We start from the raw sequence: 16612 nt of genomic DNA, 5'->3' as shown, positions 1-16612 counted from the left end.
GAGCCGCTGACATTCGTCGTCCGCCGCGGCGACCGGGAGGTCACGCTGGTCGCAACGCCGCGCATGCAGGAAATCACCGACCGCTTCGGTAATGTGCACAAGCTTCCCATTCTGGGGATCGAGAGCAAGGGCGGCGAACAGGGCATCAAGGTCGTCCGGACCGACCCGCTGACGAGCATATGGCTCGGCGCGAAGGAAACCTGGTTCGTGGTGTCCAGCACGATGAACTATCTGGGGGGCATCGTCAGCGGAACGCGGGACGCCGATCAGCTTGGCGGACCGTTGCGGATCGCGCAGGTGTCGGGGCAGGTGGCGTCATTTGGTTTTGTTGCATTACTCAACATGACGGCGATGCTGTCCGTCAGTATCGGGCTTTTGAACCTGTTTCCGGTTCCTCTGCTTGATGGCGGGCATCTTCTCTACTATGCAGTCGAGGCGGTCCGCGGACGGCCTCTGGGCGAGCAGGCACAGGAAGTCGGTTTCAGGATCGGCCTGGCGCTTGTAATGATGCTGATGGTTTTTGCGACATGGAACGATCTGGTGCATTTGCAGGTCTTTTCGTTCCTGAGCTCTCTGTTCAGCTGATCCGGGGGGAAAGCGTGTCGGCATTGCGATGGCAGAACTTCGGCGCCGGGAATATTCCGGTGGCCGGGTCTTGGGTTGTTGACGGTATGAGATATCTGGGGACGAGAATGACCAGACTTCCAGGGATGATGGCGCTTGGCGTGGCGGTGTTCTTCGCACTGGCGCTTCTTGGAACGGTGCCGGGGGGCAGTTCGCTGCATCTGGTAACGCCTGCGATGGCGCAGGAGGGACCCGTCATCCGGCAGATCGATGTGCGGGGCAATCAGCGCATCGAGGATGATACCGTCATTTCCTACATGACGCTGAAGCGCGGCAGCACCTATACCGCCGCCGGCGCCGATGCGTCGATCAAGGCGCTCTTTCGCACGGGTCTTTTCGCCGATATTTCGATGAATATGACCGGATCGACCCTGATCGTCTCCGTTGCGGAAAATCCGATCATCAACCGCGTCGCCTTCGAGGGGAACAGTTCCATCGACAGCGATACGCTGAATGAGGAAATCCAGCTCAAACCGCGCGTGGTCTATACGCGCGCAAAGGTGCAGTCCGATGTGACCCGCATCGTAGAGCTTTATCGGCGGGGAGGGCGCTTTTCCGCGACCGTTGAACCCAAGATCATTCAGCTTCCCCAGAACCGCGTCGATCTCGTTTTCGAAATCAGCGAAGGCCCGAAGACCAAGGTTGCCTCGATCAACTTCATCGGGAACGAGAAGTTCAGCGACAGCGATCTCAGGGACGTGATCTCGACCTCGGAGTCGGCTTGGTGGAAGTTCTTTTCGTCTTCCGACAGCTACGATCCCGACAGGCTGACCTACGACCGCGAATTGCTGCGTCGTTACTATCTTCAGCGCGGTTATGCCGACTTCCGTGTCGTCTCGGCCGAGGCGGAGTTGAGCCGCGACCAGAGCGCCTTCTACATCACCTTCACGGTCGAGGAAGGCCCGGTCTACAAATTCGGCAAGATTTCGCTCACCACCGAACTCGACAAGCTGAACCGGGATACGCTTGAGAAGCAGATTTTGCCCAAGGAAGGCGAAACCTATGATGCCGGCCTGATCGACAAGACCGTCGACGCGCTGACCTATCAGGCCGGTGCCGCAGGCTACGCGTTTGCCGAAGTACGCCCGCGTGTGAAGCGCCACAAGGACACGAAGACCATCGACATTTCCTTCCAGATATCGGAAGGGCCGCGCGTCTATGTGGAGCGGATCAACATCACCGGCAATTCGCGCACACTGGATTCGGTGATCCGTCGGCAGATGGAAATGTCCGAAGGCGATGCCTTCAACAAGGTCCTTCTCGACAAGTCCGAGAAGAACATTCGCGGGCTGCAATATTTCTCGCGCGTGGACGTCACGCAGAATCCGGGCTCCGAACCTGATCGGACCATCGTCAATGTAGATGTGCAGGAACAGTCCACCGGGTCGCTCTCGTTGAGCGCGGGCTTCTCCACGCTGGACAATGCCGTTGCAGGCATTCAGCTGGCGGAGCGCAACTTCCTCGGCAAAGGGCTTCAGATCAGCGCAAATCTGTCGCTTTCGCTGCGCAGGCAGTTGATCGACTTCCATTACACCGACCCCTATTTCCTGGGGCGGAATCTGGTCGGCGGTATCGACCTCTTCGGCAGTCAGACGGACTTCCAGAGGGAAGCTTCCTATGACTCGATGACCCAGGGCGGCGGACTTCGGTTCGGTTTCCCGCTCTCGGAAAAGAGCAACCTGCTGCTGCGCTATCAGCTCCGCCTGGACAAGATCTACAATGTGAGCTCGACCTCCGCGATCATTCAGGATGCGGCGGGATCGGAACTTCGTTCGATCATCGGCTACCGGTATTACTACGACGATCGTAACGATCCCGTGGATCCGACCGGCGGCTGGGACTTCCAGTTCGATCAGAACTTCGCTGGTCTGGGTGGTACCGTCCGTTACGTGAAAACGGAAGCTGACGCTCGCTACTATTACAAGGTCGCTAAAGGCTTCGTTGCAACGCAGAGCCTGAAGGGCGGCTATGTGCATGGACTTGGGCAGCGCGTTCGTTTGTCCGACCATTTCTATCTCGGTGGCGCTGAAATTCGCGGCTTCAAGCGTGGTGGCGTTGGTCCCCGAGATCTCAACACGACCAACCAGGATGCGATCGGCGCTCAGGCCTATGTCATCGGGTCGACCGAATTGACCTTCCCGAACGGCATTCCTGAAGCGCTCGGTATCCGTACGGCGATCTTTGCCGATTATGGCTATATCGGCCTGAACGATACCCGCGATCCGTACGGCACAACCAATATCAAGGATGCTTTCGCGCCGCGTGTGTCCACCGGTATCAGCGTCAACTGGCAGTCGCCGTTCGGTCCGGTGAAGCTGGACTTCGCGAAAGTGCTGATGTCCGAAAACTACGACCAGGAGCAGATCTTCCGCTTCAGCGCGGGGACGCAGTTCTAGATCAATCGACGAGTTGCGGCGGTTATCCGAAATATCGGGAACCGCCGCGTGGGAGCAAACGGGGGGAAGGAAGCTAAAGAAGATGAAACGTAATCAGTTTGTATCGCGTATCACGGCTGTCATGGCCGCAGTTGCATTTGTCGCCACGGCGTCGGTTGTGTCCGTTCCGGCAAAAGCCGAGGATGGTGCCACGGCGAAGCCGGCCGTCATCCTTATTGTGAATACCGAACAGCTCTTCGCGCAGTCGAAGGTTGGCCAGAGCATTCGCAAACAGGCGCAGGCCCAGGCCGAAGCCCTTCAGGCGGAAAACCAGAAGCAGAGCAAGAAAATGGAAGCCGAAGCCAAGAAGCTCGGCGACCAGCGCGCTCTTCTTTCTCAGGGCGAGTTCCAGAAGAAGGTCGAGGCGCTGCAGAAGAAGGATCGTCAGCTTCAGAAGACGATGCAGGAGAAGGGCCAGGCCTTCCAGCTTGGTACTCAGCAGGCGCGTGCGAAGGTCCAGGCGGCACTGCGCCCGATTTTCGTCGATATCATGAAGGAGCGCGGCGGCACGGTGCTGCTGGATCAGTCGGTTGTGCTGGCTGGCGGCGTCGATCTCGATATCACGCAGGAAGCGCTCAAGCGGCTGAACGAAAAGCTCTCCGATGTGAAGGTCAAGCCCGTCTCCATGGCGGAGTTGCAGAAGCAGCAGCAAGGCAAGAAATAGAATGAGGCGCGCCGGGTCCACCGGCTGTGATGATACAGAATGGCGGATCCGCGCTTCTTTACGAACAAGGGCCCTTTCACGCTTGGCGACATCGCCGAACGTGTAGGGGCCCAATTGGCTCCGGGGACGGACGCTTCCCGGCAGATGGATGACGTTGCACCGCTGGACAGTGCGGGCTCGACCCATCTCAGCTTCCTCGACAATCCGAAATACAAGGATGCGTTTCGCGCCACCTCGGCGGGAGCTTGCTTGATCAAACCGGGCATGGCCGATGAAGCGCCGGAGGGGGTAGGTCTCCTCCTCAGCGAGGACCCTTACCGGGCCTTCGCCCTGGCGAGCCAGCTTTTCTATCCGGCGGAAGCGACCGGCGAAGATACGATGGGGGATGCCGGAGAGATTTCTCCGGGCGCTCATGTTCACCCCACGGCAAAGATTGCGGCGGGCGCGACGGTGGAAGCCGGCGCGGCTATCGGTGCGCATGTGGAAGTCGGGACCGGTACGGTGATCGGGGCCAATGCGAGCATCGCCAAGGGCTGCACGATCGGGCGCGACTGCTTCATTGCGCCGAATGTCACGGTGAGCCATGCCCATATCGGCGACCGTGTGATCATTCATCCCGGCGCCTGCATCGGTCAGGACGGCTTCGGCTTTGCCATGGGATTGCCGCATCACGAAAAGGTGCCCCAGCTTGGCCGCGTCATCATCCAGAACGATGTGGAGATCGGCGCGAACACGACCGTGGATCGCGGCGCGGGGCCCGACACGGTGATCGGCGAGGGAACCAAGATTGATAATCTGGTTCAGATCGGCCACAACGTGCAGACGGGGCGCAGCTGCATCATCGTTTCGCAGACCGGCATCTCGGGGAGCACCAAGCTGGGCGATTTCGTTGTGCTCGCCGCGCAGGTCGGCCTTGTCGGACACATCACCATCAACACAGGCGCGCAGATTGCGGCACGAAGCGCCGTCGTGCACGACGTGCCGGCCGGTCAGCAATATGGCGGTGCGCCGGCGCGGCCGATAAGCGAATGGCGTCGCGAAATAGTCGCGATAAAAAGGCTGGGACAACGGCGTAAGCCCGGTGCCGGCAAGGAATGAGGTTCTGCTGCCAGGCAGCATGGAATCCGGGGTCTCATAGAGGACGCAAGCATGAGTCAGACCGAGGCAAAAGAAAGGCCGGACAGCGCCGACATTAACCGTGTCATGGAGCTTCTCCCCCATCGCTATCCGATGCTGATGATCGACCGCATCGTCGAGATGAAGGGCGACGAGTCCGCCATCGGTATTAAAAGCGTGACCAACAACGAGCCGTTTTTCCAGGGACATTTTCCCGGCAACCCGGTGATGCCCGGCGTCCTCATCGTGGAAGCCATGGCGCAGACCGCGGGGGCTCTCGTGATCAGCAGCCTGGGAACGGAGGGCAGCAACCAGCTCGTCTATTTCATGACTGTCGACAAGGCGCGCTTCCGCAAGCCGGTCGTGCCGGGCGACAAGCTGGAAATTCACGTGACGAAGATTCGAAGCCGCGGCGCCGTCTGGAAATATCATGGCGAAGGCAAGGTCGACGGTGTGTTGGTGGCGGAAGCCGACTTTGGTGCAATGATCGTCGACCAGGCAAAGGTGTAATGACCGATATTCACCCCACGGCAATTATCGACCCCGCGGCTCGCATCGGTGCGAATGTGCGTATCGGCGCCTTCTGCACGATTGGGCCAAACGTCGTGCTGGATGACGGTGTCGTTCTGCACAGCCACGTGGTCGTCGCCGGCCATACGACGGTCGGCGCGCGCACGGAGATATTTCCCTTTGCCTCGATCGGGCATGCGCCGCAGGACCTGAAATTCAAGGGCGAGGAAAGCACGCTCGAAATCGGGACCGACAATATCATTCGCGAGAATGTGACGATGAACCCCGGTACCGAAGGCGGCGGCATGGTCACGCGCGTCGGAAACCATTGCGCCTTTCTGGCGGGGTCGCATGTCGGTCACGACTCCAAGGTGGGCGACTACGTCGTCTTCTCCAACAATGTCATGCTCGCCGGTCACTGCACTGTCGAAGATTATGTGATCTTCGGCGGCGGTGCGGCGCTTCAGCAGTTCGGCCGCGTCGGCAAACATGCTTTTATCGGCGGGATGAGCGGTGTCGAAAACGATGTCATCCCGTTCGGCCTTGTGATCGGCAATCGCGCCCACATGGTCGGCCTCAACCTCGTCGGCATGAAACGGCGTGGCTTCGCGCGCCAGCAGATATCCGCCTTGCGTGAGGCCTATGACGTCATATTCGCGCCGGAAGGCGCGCTTCGCGACCGGGTTGCCAAGGCCGCGGACCTTTACGGGGACAACCCGGAGGTCATGATGATCGTGAACTTCATTCAGGATGAGGCGAGCCGCGGCCTGGTGGTTCCCAAGCAGGGGCAGGCGGCCTGACGGCCGGCGGAGAGAACAGGCCATGACGGCATCGCAGTCCAGCGGGGCCTCCAGTTCAAGGCTGCCGAAACTCGCTATAGTGGCCGGCGCGGGCCCCTTGCCTGTGTCGCTGGCAAAGGCTGCCCTCGCCGAAGGGCGCGAGGTTTTCATCATCGGGATCGAAGGCTTTGCCGGATCGGAGATCGAGGCCTTTCCGCACGCCTGGAACCGGCTCGGGGCGATGGGAAAGTTCATCCGCCTGCTGAAGGATAACCGGTGCGAGGAAATGGTGTTGATCGGCGCGGTGACCCGCCCGGATTTGCGCAAGCTCAGCCTCGACATGACGGCCATCCGTCTCCTGCCAAAACTCAGAAGCTGGATGAAGCAGGGCGATGACGGCCTGTTGCGGGGGCTCGGCGGCTATATTCAGGATGAGACCGGCGTTCGTATCGTTGGCGCTCATGAAATTTCCGGCGGCCTGCTCGCCCCCGAAGGCGCCCTGACCAAACTCGTGCCCGATGACAGCCAGAAGAGCGATATCGCCGTTGCCATGAACGCGGCAAGGGCGATCGGCGCGCTCGACATCGGGCAGGGCGCCGTCGCGTGTCGGGGCATTGTGCTGGCGCTGGAGGCGGCGGAAGGCACCGATGCGATGCTGGAGAGAGTGGCGAACCTTCCCGAACATTTGCACGGCAGCGAAACGGCCCGCGAAGGGGGGTTGGTGAAGCTGCCCAAGCCGGGCCAGGAGCGCCGCATGGATCTGCCCACCATAGGCGTCCGCACGGTTGAAAACGCGGCGGCGGCGGGGCTTGCCGGCATCGCGGTCGAAGGCGGCGGCGCGCTGGTCGACGACATCGACGCCATGACCGAAGCGGCGAACCGGCTGGGCCTCTTCGTCGTGGGGCTTCCGTCCGCCGAGACCCGGGCGGACACGCGATGAACAGTAACGCGGAGACCGGCCCCCGCATCATGCTGGTGGCGGGCGAGCCGTCGGGCGATGCGCTTGGCGGTGAGCTTATGCAGGCGCTGAAGGATATGACCGGGGAAAAGGTCAGCTTCTGCGGTGTCGGTGGCGCCCGCATGGAAGAGCAGGGGCTCTCATCCATCTTCCCGATGACGGATATTTCCGTCATGGGGCCGCGCGAGGTCGTGCCGCGCCTGCCGCTTATCCTGCGTCGAATCCGGCAGACGGCGAATTTCGCCATCGCCCACAAGCCGGATGTGATGATCATTATCGACAGCCCGGATTTCACGCATCTCGTGGCGCGCCGGGTTGCGAAAAAGGCGCCCGAGATCCCGATCGTCAACTACGTCTCGCCAAGTGTTTGGGCATGGCGGCGCGGTCGCGCGCGGGCCATGGCGCGCTATCTGCGCAGGGTGCTCGCGCTGCTGCCTTTCGAGCCGGCCTTCTTCAAGGCGCAAGCCGGTCTGGACTGTGTCTATGTCGGCCATCCCGCCATCAACCGCCTGCCCGAGGAGGGAGCGGGCAAGCGGTTTCGCGAAGCGCATCGCATTCCTCCCGAGGCGCCGCTTCTGCTCTTGCTGCCCGGTAGCCGCGTCAACGAGGTGAAGCGGTTGATGGGCATTTTCGGGGAAACGGCGGCCCGCCTCGGCAAGGAGATGCCGGACCTTCAAATCGTGCTGCCCACCGTTCCCCATGTGGGAGACTATGTCCGGGCGGAAGTCGAGAAATGGAATCTGCCCGTCACCGTCATTCAGGACGAGGCCGAAAAGCGCGCCGCCTTCGACGCGGCGACCGCCGCGCTGGCGGCCTCCGGCACCGTTTCCCTCGAACTGGGGCTTGCCCGTGTGCCCATGGTGATTGGCTATCGCATCGACCGGATAGCCGGAACGCTGGTCGGGCGCATGCTGAAAGTGCCCTCGGTGGTGCTGGTGAACCTGATCCTCGACAAGCCGTCGGTGCAGGAACTTCTTCAGTATCGCTGCACACCGGAAAATCTGGGCGCGGCGTTGCTTCCTCTTCTCAAGGACACGCCGGAGCGCAGCCGCGCACTTGCCGACCTTGATGAGTTGAAAGCCCGCATGGGCGCCGGGGGCGAGCACCCCAGCGTGCGTGCGGCGCGCGCCGTGCTGGAAATACTCGATACGAAAGCGCTGCCGGCGCCGTGAAAAATCGCCGCCTTCCCATCTTGAGACAGTTTTGCCTGCACTCTTGAGGCGAATGGCGGCGCCCTTAACAAAATAACAAATCTGCTTGCCGATAATGCCTTCGCCGAAAATGCACGAGGGTTAAGGATGCAGCTCTTTCCGGGACGAAATGCCTATCTGCTCGTTCTGATTGTGGCAGTGGTCGATGCGATTTGGCTCGCGTTCTCCAATGTGTCCTTTGCCGGGTCCGAGCTGGTTCTTCTGTCGGTGCAGGTCGTATTCGTGATCGTCCTTTCCACGGTGATCGAGCGGCGAACCTTCTCGAGCCCGACAATGGAAAGGTTGTCCGGCCGCCTCGTTCACTTCATGCAAGGGATTGCTTTTCTGCTGGCCGCCTGGGTGTCGCTCAGAATCCTGAACCAGGCCAGCATGTGGTTCGATCTGCCCTATACGGATCGCTTGCTGATCCATTGGGACGGCTTTTTGCCGGTCGACTGGCACAGCTATTTCCGTTTCGTCCAGTTGAACCCCGGCGTCCAGCTGGTTCTGGACTACAGCTACACCTCCTTGTCGATGGTGAGCTTCGTCGGGTTCGTCCTGCTTGTCTGGATCGGCGACATGAAGAGGGCCAGATATTTCATGGAAACATTCATGGTCGTCGCGCTGGTATGCACCGCGATCGGTGTGTTTCTGCCCGCGAAGGGCGCCGTCGCGACCTATTTCGGCGATGTATCCAGCATCGCTCATTTCAAGACGGTGCCGGGTGTCTATGCCATCGACGCTCTCAATCAGATGAGAAGCGGGCTTCCCCATACGCTCCATATCGGCGCCATGCCGGGGCTGACCGTATTCCCATCCTTCCACACGGCGGCAGGTATCGTGCTGGCCATCAGCTTCTGGAGAACCTCGTTCTTTCCGGCAGTGCTGGCCTATACCGTGGTCATGATCGCTGCGACGCCTGTCTTCGGCGCTCACTACTTCATCGACCTGATCGCGGGCACGATTGTCGCCTGTCTGATATGCGCAGCGTTTGCTTTCATGCCCTTCTACAAAGGCCTGTTCGCGCGACGAGACGCGGAGGAAGACTGGGAACCTGCCCGAGAAGGTGCTGTGTCTTTCTGAGGGCCGCAAACAAGCAAGCAAAAAAGGGCGCCCCGCGGGGCGCCCTTTGCATTCCGGAGTGTCGCGCGATCAGCGCTTGGCGATATCGACATAGTCGCGCGCCTGCGCACCCGTATAGAGCTGGCGCGGACGGCCGATGCGCTGGTTCGGATCCTGGATCATCTCGTTCCACTGCGCGATCCAGCCCACGGTGCGGGCCAGCGCGAACAGCACGGTGAACATGGTGGTCGGGAAACCCATCGCCTTCAGCGTGATGCCCGAATAGAAGTCGATATTCGGGTAGAGCTTTTTCTCGACGAAATATTCGTCATTGAGAGCGATCTTTTCCAGCTCCAGCGCCACATCGAGAAGCGGATCGTCCTTGATGCCCAGAACGCCCAGAACCTCATGGCAGGTCTGCTGCATCACGCGGGCGCGCGGGTCGTAGTTCTTGTAGACGCGGTGACCGAAGCCCATCAGGCGGAACGGATCGTCCTTGTCCTTGGCGCGGGCGATGAATTCCGGAATGCGGTCCACCGACCCGATTTCCTGCAGCATGTTGAGCGCGGCTTCGTTGGCACCGCCATGCGCCGGGCCCCAGAGGCAGGCGATACCGGCGGCGATGCAGGCGAACGGATTGGCGCCCGACGAACCGGCAAGGCGAACCGTCGACGTGGACGCGTTCTGCTCGTGATCGGCATGCAGGATGAAGATGCGGTCCATGGCGCGCGCGAGAACCGGATCGACCTGATAGGTCTCGGCCGGGACCGAGAAGCACATATGCAGGAAGTTCTCGGCGTAATCGAGATCGTTGCGCGGATAGACCACCGGCTGGCCGACGGAATATTTGTAGGCCATGGCGGCGATGGTCGGCATCTTGGCGATCATCCGGCGGCTTGCAATCATGCGCTGCATCGGATCGTTGATGTCCGTGCTGTCATGATAGAAGGCCGAAAGGGCGCCCACCATGCCGCACATGATGGCCATGGGATGCGCGTCCCGGCGGAAGCCGCGCAGGAAATAGGTCATCTGCTCATGCACCATGGTGTGCATGGTGATGGCGCGTTCGAATTCCGTGTACTCCGTGTCGGACGGCAATTCGCCGTTGAGCAGGAGATAGCAGGTTTCGATAAAATTGCCCTTCTCGGCAAGCTGGTCGATCGGATAGCCGCGATAGAGCAGCACGCCTTCTTCGCCGTCGATGAAGGTGATGTCGGATTCGCAGCTCGCCGTGGAGGTGAAGCCCGGATCGTAGGTGAAACGGCCACTCTGTCCGTAGAGCTTCGAAATGTCGACAACGCTCGGGCCGAGGGATCCGCTATAGACCGGCAGGTCATAGGATTTGCCATCCACCGTGAGCTGGGCGGTGGTCGACGAACCCGCTTTCGTTCCGTGTTGTGTCATAGCTGCCTGTCCTCTTCTGGCTGTGCCGGCCGGGTCTCACCATGCCGGTTCAGGTGTTGAACATCTATACTAGCGGCCCCTGCCGTCCCGAAGGACGCTCAGGCTGCCTGATCCTTGATCCGTCCCAGTGCTTCCTCGCGTCCCAGCGTTGCCAGAACGTCGAAAATCGGCGGTGAAACGGTGGTGCCCGTTACGGCGGCGCGTAGCGGCTGCGCCACCTTTCCGAGCTTGAGTTCTTCTTCTTCCGCGAAAGAGCGCACCGTGGCTTCGACGCTGGCGGTTTCCCAGACATCGTTGGCGGAGAGACGCCCGTGCAATTTGCCCAGCAGTGACCGCGCGCCGTCATCGAGCAGCTTGGAGGCTTTTGCGTCCAGCGAGAGCGGGCGGGTGACACGGAGGAAGGAAGCCGCGTCGGCCAGTTCGAGCAGCGTCTTGGCGCGCTCCTTGGCCGCGGGCATGACCTGGGCAACCTTTTCGCGGAAAGCTTCGTCGACCTCCCAGCCTTCCAGGCGGTGCATCAGAGACAGCATGTCTTCGGCAAGGCGGGTGTCGTCGGCATGCCGGATATAGTGGCCGTTGAGGCTTTCCAGCTTGGCGAAGTCGAAACGCGCCGGCGAGCGGCCCACCGTGTCGAGGCCGAACCATTCGATGGCCTGCTCGGTGGAGAAGATCTCGTCGTCGCCATGGCTCCAGCCCAGCCGCGCGAGATAGTTGCGCATGGCTTCGGGCAGATATCCCATATCGCGATAGGCATCCACGCCGAGCGCACCGTGCCGCTTCGAGAGCTTGGCGCCGTCGGGACCCAGGATCATCGGCACATGGGCGAACTCGGGAACGTCCCATCCCATGGCCTGATAGATCTGGCTCTGGCGTCCGGCATTGGTCAGATGGTCGTCGCCGCGAATGACATGGGTGATGCCCATATCGTGGTCGTCCACCACGACGGAAAGATTGTAGGTCGGCGAACCGTCGCTACGCAGAATGATGAGGTCGTCGAGCTGGTCGTTCGGGAAACGCACTTCGCCCATCACATGGTCGCGAACAAGCGTTTCGCCTTCATCCGGCGAGCGGAAGCGGACGACCGGCTTCACGCCTTCCGGCGCTTCCGACGGATCGCGGTCGCGCCAGCGTCCGTCATAGCGCCAGGGGCGGCCTTCCGCCTTGGCCGTCTCGCGCATCTCCTCCAGCTCTTCCTTGCTGGCATAGCAATAATAGGCATGCCCCTGCGCCAGAAGCTGCTGCACGACTTCGACATGGCGCTGCTGGCGGGAAAACTGGAAGACGGGTTCCTCGTCCCAGTCCAGACCCAGCCACCGCATACCCTCGAAAATGGCGGCGATGGCTTCATCGGTCGAACGCTCGCGATCCGTGTCCTCGATGCGAAGCAGGAACGTGCCCCCGTGATGGCGCGCGAAGAGCCAGTTGAAAAGGGCAGTTCTGCCGCCACCGATGTGCAAGAAGCCCGTCGGTGAGGGGGCGAAACGCGTTATGACTTTTTTCTCTTCCGGCATGCTCTTCCGTCATCCATCCGTTACCGCATCCTGAGGCGGCTAGGCAGGGGAACAGATTGTTGGCAAGCTTTGACCCAAGGTGGGGCCTCGCCCGTGGCGCAAATCGGCCTCTGGGTCCGCTGCGGGACGGGGGTGTTCTAGCACATTGCGGCAACGCAGCGTAAGTCCGAACTTTTTTCGAAAAACACCTTTGTTTTTAAGGTGTTGGGGGAAGTGGCAGTGCTTTAGCCGCATGTGGAGGGGGCGTCGCCCATGGCATTTACAGCCGGGCAGGGCATGAAACGGCCTTCATTCGGTGCCGGGCAGGGGACGATTCTGCAGGTTTTGTCGGCGCTCTACGCAGGGTTTGGAGCCATTTCCCGCAGTTTTGCGGGCGAAACAGACCGTTGGTTTCTCTGGCTCCCCGTGCTTCTGGCCTGCGGGATTGCGACCTATTTCGGCCTGCCGGTCGAACCGCCGCTCTGGCTGTCTCTTGCCGGATTTCTGATCCTCGCCTGCGCCTTATGGGTATTTCGCCGGTTGTCCTGGGTCTTGCTTCTCCTCTGCGTTCTGGGGGCCGTGACCGCGGGCTTTGCCGCGGCGTCGCTGCGGACGGCTCTGGTGGCGGCGCCGGTCCTGGCGGACGAGACGGCGGGCGAGCTGACGGGAAGGGTCCTTTTTGTCGAGGAGGGCGAGGCGGGAGACCTCACCGTGCTGATGGCGCCCTCGTCCTTTGCCCGGCTACCGCCCGAAAAACGGCCCGCCAAAGTAAGGCTGCGTATTCGGCTGAAAAATGTGGCGCTCCAGCCGGGTGAAGAAATTCGCCTCCGCGCCCGTCTCATGCCGCCGCCCGATCCGGTTTTGCCGGGCGGGTTCGACTATGCGCGTCAGGCCTGGTTCGAAGGCCTCGGGGCGGTCGGCTTTGCCTATACCGCGCCGGAGATACTCAGTCCCTCCACAGGAGGTCCGCGGTCCCGGATTGCCGCGCTTCGCAATGCGATCGCCACCCATATCCGGGCGTCCATCGGCGGGCCGGAAGGGGCGGTCGCCGCCGCGCTGGTGACCGGCGAGCGTCGCGCAATCCCGGCCGGTGTGACGGAAGACCTGCGCGCGGCGGGGCTTGCCCATGTGCTGGCCATCTCCGGCCTTCATATGGCGCTGTTCAGCGGCACGCTGTTCTGGCTTGCCCGTGCTGTGCTGGCAGCCGTGCCGGCGCTTGCATTGCGCTACCCGGTGAAGAAATGGGCGGCGCTTGTGGCGTTTTCCGGTGCCGCCTTTTATCTCCTGGTCTCCGGCGGCGCTATTGCGACGCAACGCGCCTTTATCATGGTGACGCTTATGCTGGGAGCGATCCTGCTCGACCGCCCAGCCATCAGCCTACGGAATGTTGCTCTCGCTGCGACTGTCGTTCTGCTGTGGCAGCCGGAAAGCCTGCTGGGCGCCAGCTTCCAGATGTCGTTTGCCGCGGCGGTTGCGCTCGTCGCCTTTTACGAGAGCAAAAGCGTCCAGCGCTTCATCGCCTTGTCGAGGGGCGACCTGCGGGGAGGCCCCGCCCAATGGCCGCACCTCGTGCTGATCTATTTCACGGGCCTGACGCTGACGAGCATCGTGGCAGGATTGGCAACGGCGCCCTATGCCGCGTTCAATTTCAACAGGCTCGCCGTTTTCGGGCTGGCGGGAAACCTGGCCGCCATGCCCCTGGTCGGTCTCGTTGTCATGCCCGCCGCCTTGATAGGTCTTTTGCTCATGCCGTTCGGCGCCGACGCACCGGCCTTCTGGGTCATGGGCAAGGGGATCGGCTGGATGTTGACGGTGGCGCATGACGTGGCGCATTGGGGTGGGGCGGACCGGCTTATTCCTTCAGCCCCGCTCGGTGCCCTGGCGCTTGTGACGTTGGGTGGTTTGTGGATTGCCCTGTGGCATCGCGGCTGGCGCTGGCTCGGCCTGCTGCCTTTGCTGGGCGGCCTTCTGCTCTGGCCGCATCTGTCGCGACCGGACATCTTCATCGGGAGGGAAGGCGGGATCGTTGCCGCGCGCGGGCTCGATGGCGATATCTACCTGACCTCGGCGCGCCCTTCCTACACGGCGAAACAATGGTTGCGCATGGAGGGCGACCGGCGAAGCGCGCGCGAGGCTGTATCGAGCACAGAATCTCCATGGCGTTGCGATGCGCGCGGCTGTGCCTTTCACGAAAAAAGCCGTCCCCTTATCGCCTATTCGAAGAGCATCGGCGCTGTCATGGAGGATTGCGAACTGGCCGACATCATCATCTCGGCTGTGCCGGTCGGCAGGGCGATCCGAAAGGGCTGCCGCGCCGATCTCATTCTCGACTATTTCGATTTCTGGCGGAACGGGGCGACGACTATTCGTCTGGAGACGGACGGTAAGCCGACAATAGAAACGGCAAGGGCCACGCGGGGAGCACGGCCCTGGGTTCGTCAGCCCTGATAGGGGAAGCCTGATAGGGCAAAAGCGGGAAATCAGTAGCGGCGCAACAGGCCGACGAGCTTGCCCTGAACCTTCACCTGGTCCGGCCCGAAGATACGGGTCTCATAGGCTGGGTTCGCCGCTTCGAGCGCAATGGAATCGCCCTTCTTGCGCAGCCGCTTCAGCGTCGCCTCATAGCCGTCCACCAGCGCCACGACGATGTCGCCGCTGGTGGCGGTGTCGCATCGCTGAATGAGAACCGTGTCGCCATCCAGAATGCCGGCCTCGATCATCGAGTCGCCCTTTACCTCCAGCGCATAATGCTCGCCGGAGCCGATCAGGCTCATCGGCACATCGACCTGGTGGCTTTCCTCCTGCAGCGCCTCGATCGGCGTACCGGCGGCGATACGGCCCATCACGGAAACGGTCAGCGAGCGCTCTTCCTGCGACGAGGGCATCAGGTCATGGCTCGTCTTGCCGCGGCTGCCTTCGATCACGCTGGGAGAGAAGCCCTTGGCCCGATTGGCGGCCAGACTGGGCTGCGAGGATTCCGGCAATTTGAGAATTTCCAGCGCTCTTGCCCGATGCGGCAGGCGCCGGATGAACCCTCGCTCTTCCAGCGCGGAGATGAGCCGGTGTATGCCGGACTTGGAGCGTAGATCCAGCGCGTCCTTCATCTCGTCGAAGCTGGGAGGGACCCCGGACTCCTTCACTCGTTCATGGATGAACATGAGCAATTCATGTTGTTTACGGGTGAGCATCCCGGACCCCCTCCAAGCCTGTGCCGCGCTTGCGTACCATTTGAACGCAAATCAGGAACAAAACAAAAACGTCTGAAAGAGTTCTACTTTGGTTCTCCACAAGCGTCAAGCGCCCTGTGGATAATTTTCCGCTTATGCACGCAACGGGAGAATCTTCACGATTTCCCCGGCTTTTGCCGGTTCGGCATGAGGCGGCCGGACGATCAGGCAGCCGGCCTGGGACAGTGTGGAGAGCATCGAGCTGTCCTGTTTCTCGGCAGCCGTGGCAACGGAAAGCTCGCCGTCGATATGGTCCAGCGCCGCCCGCATATAGTCCTCGCGCGCGCCATTGCCAGGCAACTCCCGCCCGAGCCGCGCCATGGCGAAATGAGGCCCCGGATTGCCGCCCTGCATCCGCAATATGGCAGGCTTCAGATAGAGCACCGCGCAGACGAGGGCCGATACCGGATTTCCGGGCAGGCCGAGCATGGGCAGGTCTCCCAGCGCGCCGAACATCAGCGGTTTGCCGGGCCGCATGGCGACGCGCCAGAACTCGATATCGAGCCCGTCCGGCGTGAGGGCGGATTGCACGAGATCGTGGTCGCCCACCGATGCGCCGCCCAGCGTCACCAGCATATCCGCCTGTCTGGCCCGTTCCGCGGTCTCTCGGATGTCGGCTTCTTCGTCCCGCGCGATCCCGAGGTCGAGTGGTTCTCCTCCTGCCTCGGAAATGAGGGCGGCGAGCCCGTCATTATTGGCGGACACGATCTGGTGGGCGTCTGGCTCCTCGCCGGGCCGCACCAGCTCGTTGCCGGTCGAGAAGAAGGCGATGACGGGACGCCGCGCAACCTTCAGTTCACAGACATTCATGGCCGCGGCCAGCGCGATGTCGGCATGGTTGAGCCTTGTGCCATGCAGAATGCCGCTGTCTCCGGTTCTGAAATCGAGCCCCGTCGCGCGGACATGATCGCCTGTCTTGGCGGCTTCCCTGACCACGACATGATCGCCGTCGCGCTCGGTGTCTTCCTGAATGACGATGGCGTCGGCCCCGCGGGGCAGGGGCGCGCCGGTAAAGATGCGGACCGCTTCTCCCGCCTTGAGGTCGCCGTCATAGGCCCCGCCGGCGGGAGCCTCGCCCGCCACCTTTAGTCTGTCGGGGAGGTTTGCGGTGTCGGCGGCGCGTACCGCATAGCCGTCCATGGCCGAAAGGTCG

Annotated in this window: 14 protein-coding genes; 10 read left to right on the top strand and 4 right to left on the bottom strand. The window is 61.8% G+C overall.

From position 1 onward, the window contains the following. From CMI59_RS08790 to CMI59_RS08750, 9 genes are all read left to right on the top strand, one after another. A partial coding sequence (locus CMI59_RS08790; RefSeq protein ID WP_293327339.1) for an RIP metalloprotease occupies nucleotides 1-585 on the top strand: 585 nt, incomplete at its 5' end. A 107-nt stretch (nucleotides 586-692) separates the two neighbouring features. Next, on the top strand, nucleotides 693-3020 hold the full coding sequence (gene bamA, locus CMI59_RS08785) for an outer membrane protein assembly factor BamA (RefSeq protein ID WP_293327337.1): 2328 nt from the start codon (nucleotides 693-695) through the stop codon (nucleotides 3018-3020). A gap of 82 nt (nucleotides 3021-3102) precedes the next feature. Further along, entirely contained in the window at nucleotides 3103-3723 is a 621-nt protein-coding gene (locus CMI59_RS08780) for an OmpH family outer membrane protein (RefSeq protein WP_293327335.1), read from the top strand. Nucleotides 3724-3762: 39 nt separating this feature from the next. After that, a complete protein-coding gene (lpxD, locus tag CMI59_RS08775; RefSeq protein WP_293327333.1) occupies nucleotides 3763-4821 on the top strand; it encodes a UDP-3-O-(3-hydroxymyristoyl)glucosamine N-acyltransferase in 1059 nt (352 codons plus the stop codon). A gap of 51 nt (nucleotides 4822-4872) precedes the next feature. Continuing rightward, nucleotides 4873-5349, top strand: coding sequence for a 3-hydroxyacyl-ACP dehydratase FabZ (gene fabZ, locus CMI59_RS08770; RefSeq protein WP_293327331.1), 477 nt, complete (start codon nucleotides 4873-4875; stop codon nucleotides 5347-5349). Further along, nucleotides 5349-6149, top strand: a complete 801-nt coding sequence (gene lpxA / locus CMI59_RS08765; RefSeq protein ID WP_293327329.1) for an acyl-ACP--UDP-N-acetylglucosamine O-acyltransferase — start codon at nucleotides 5349-5351, stop codon at nucleotides 6147-6149. The genes fabZ and lpxA overlap by 1 nt, the downstream gene beginning before the upstream one ends. Before the next feature lie 22 nt (nucleotides 6150-6171). Further along, the gene (lpxI, locus tag CMI59_RS08760) at nucleotides 6172-7068 is read left to right on the top strand and encodes a UDP-2,3-diacylglucosamine diphosphatase LpxI (RefSeq protein WP_293327327.1); all 897 of its coding nucleotides are present in this window, start codon (nucleotides 6172-6174) and stop codon (nucleotides 7066-7068) included. Then, the gene (gene lpxB, locus CMI59_RS08755; RefSeq protein WP_293327325.1) at nucleotides 7065-8258 is read left to right on the top strand and encodes a lipid-A-disaccharide synthase; all 1194 of its coding nucleotides are present in this window, start codon (nucleotides 7065-7067) and stop codon (nucleotides 8256-8258) included. The genes lpxI and lpxB overlap by 4 nt, the downstream gene beginning before the upstream one ends. 126 nt (nucleotides 8259-8384) lie before the next feature. Beyond that, entirely contained in the window at nucleotides 8385-9359 is a 975-nt protein-coding gene (locus tag CMI59_RS08750; protein ID WP_293327323.1) for a phosphatase PAP2 family protein, read from the top strand. Between the two features lie 69 nt (nucleotides 9360-9428). On the opposite strand, the gene gltA is transcribed toward CMI59_RS08750, so the two are convergent. Together gltA and gltX are read right to left on the bottom strand one after the other, a co-directional pair. After that, nucleotides 9429-10742, bottom strand: coding sequence for a citrate synthase (gene gltA / locus CMI59_RS08745; protein ID WP_293327321.1), 1314 nt, complete (start codon nucleotides 10740-10742; stop codon nucleotides 9429-9431). Between the two features lie 98 nt (nucleotides 10743-10840). Continuing rightward, a complete protein-coding gene (gltX, locus tag CMI59_RS08740) occupies nucleotides 10841-12253 on the bottom strand; it encodes a glutamate--tRNA ligase (protein ID WP_293327320.1) in 1413 nt (470 codons plus the stop codon). A 252-nt stretch (nucleotides 12254-12505) separates the two neighbouring features. On the opposite strand from gltX, the gene CMI59_RS08735 reads away from it, so the two are divergent. Continuing rightward, complete coding sequence (locus CMI59_RS08735; RefSeq protein ID WP_293327319.1) at nucleotides 12506-14680, top strand: ComEC/Rec2 family competence protein; 2175 nt, start codon at nucleotides 12506-12508, stop codon at nucleotides 14678-14680. Nucleotides 14681-14712: 32 nt separating this feature from the next. On the opposite strand, the gene lexA is transcribed toward CMI59_RS08735, so the two are convergent. Both lexA and glp read right to left on the bottom strand, forming a co-directional pair. After that, on the bottom strand, nucleotides 14713-15420 hold the full coding sequence (gene lexA, locus CMI59_RS08730) for a transcriptional repressor LexA (protein WP_293327318.1): 708 nt from the start codon (nucleotides 15418-15420) through the stop codon (nucleotides 14713-14715). A 132-nt stretch (nucleotides 15421-15552) separates the two neighbouring features. Continuing rightward, nucleotides 15553-16612 (bottom strand): gephyrin-like molybdotransferase Glp (gene glp / locus CMI59_RS08725; protein WP_293327317.1); only part of this gene is annotated, 1060 nt, incomplete at its 5' end.

The sequence above is a fragment of the Parvibaculum sp. genome (assembly GCF_002684405.1).
In the GTDB taxonomy this organism is placed as follows: domain Bacteria; phylum Pseudomonadota; class Alphaproteobacteria; order Parvibaculales; family Parvibaculaceae; genus Parvibaculum.
This window is presented reverse-complemented; position numbering and strand designations above follow the sequence as displayed.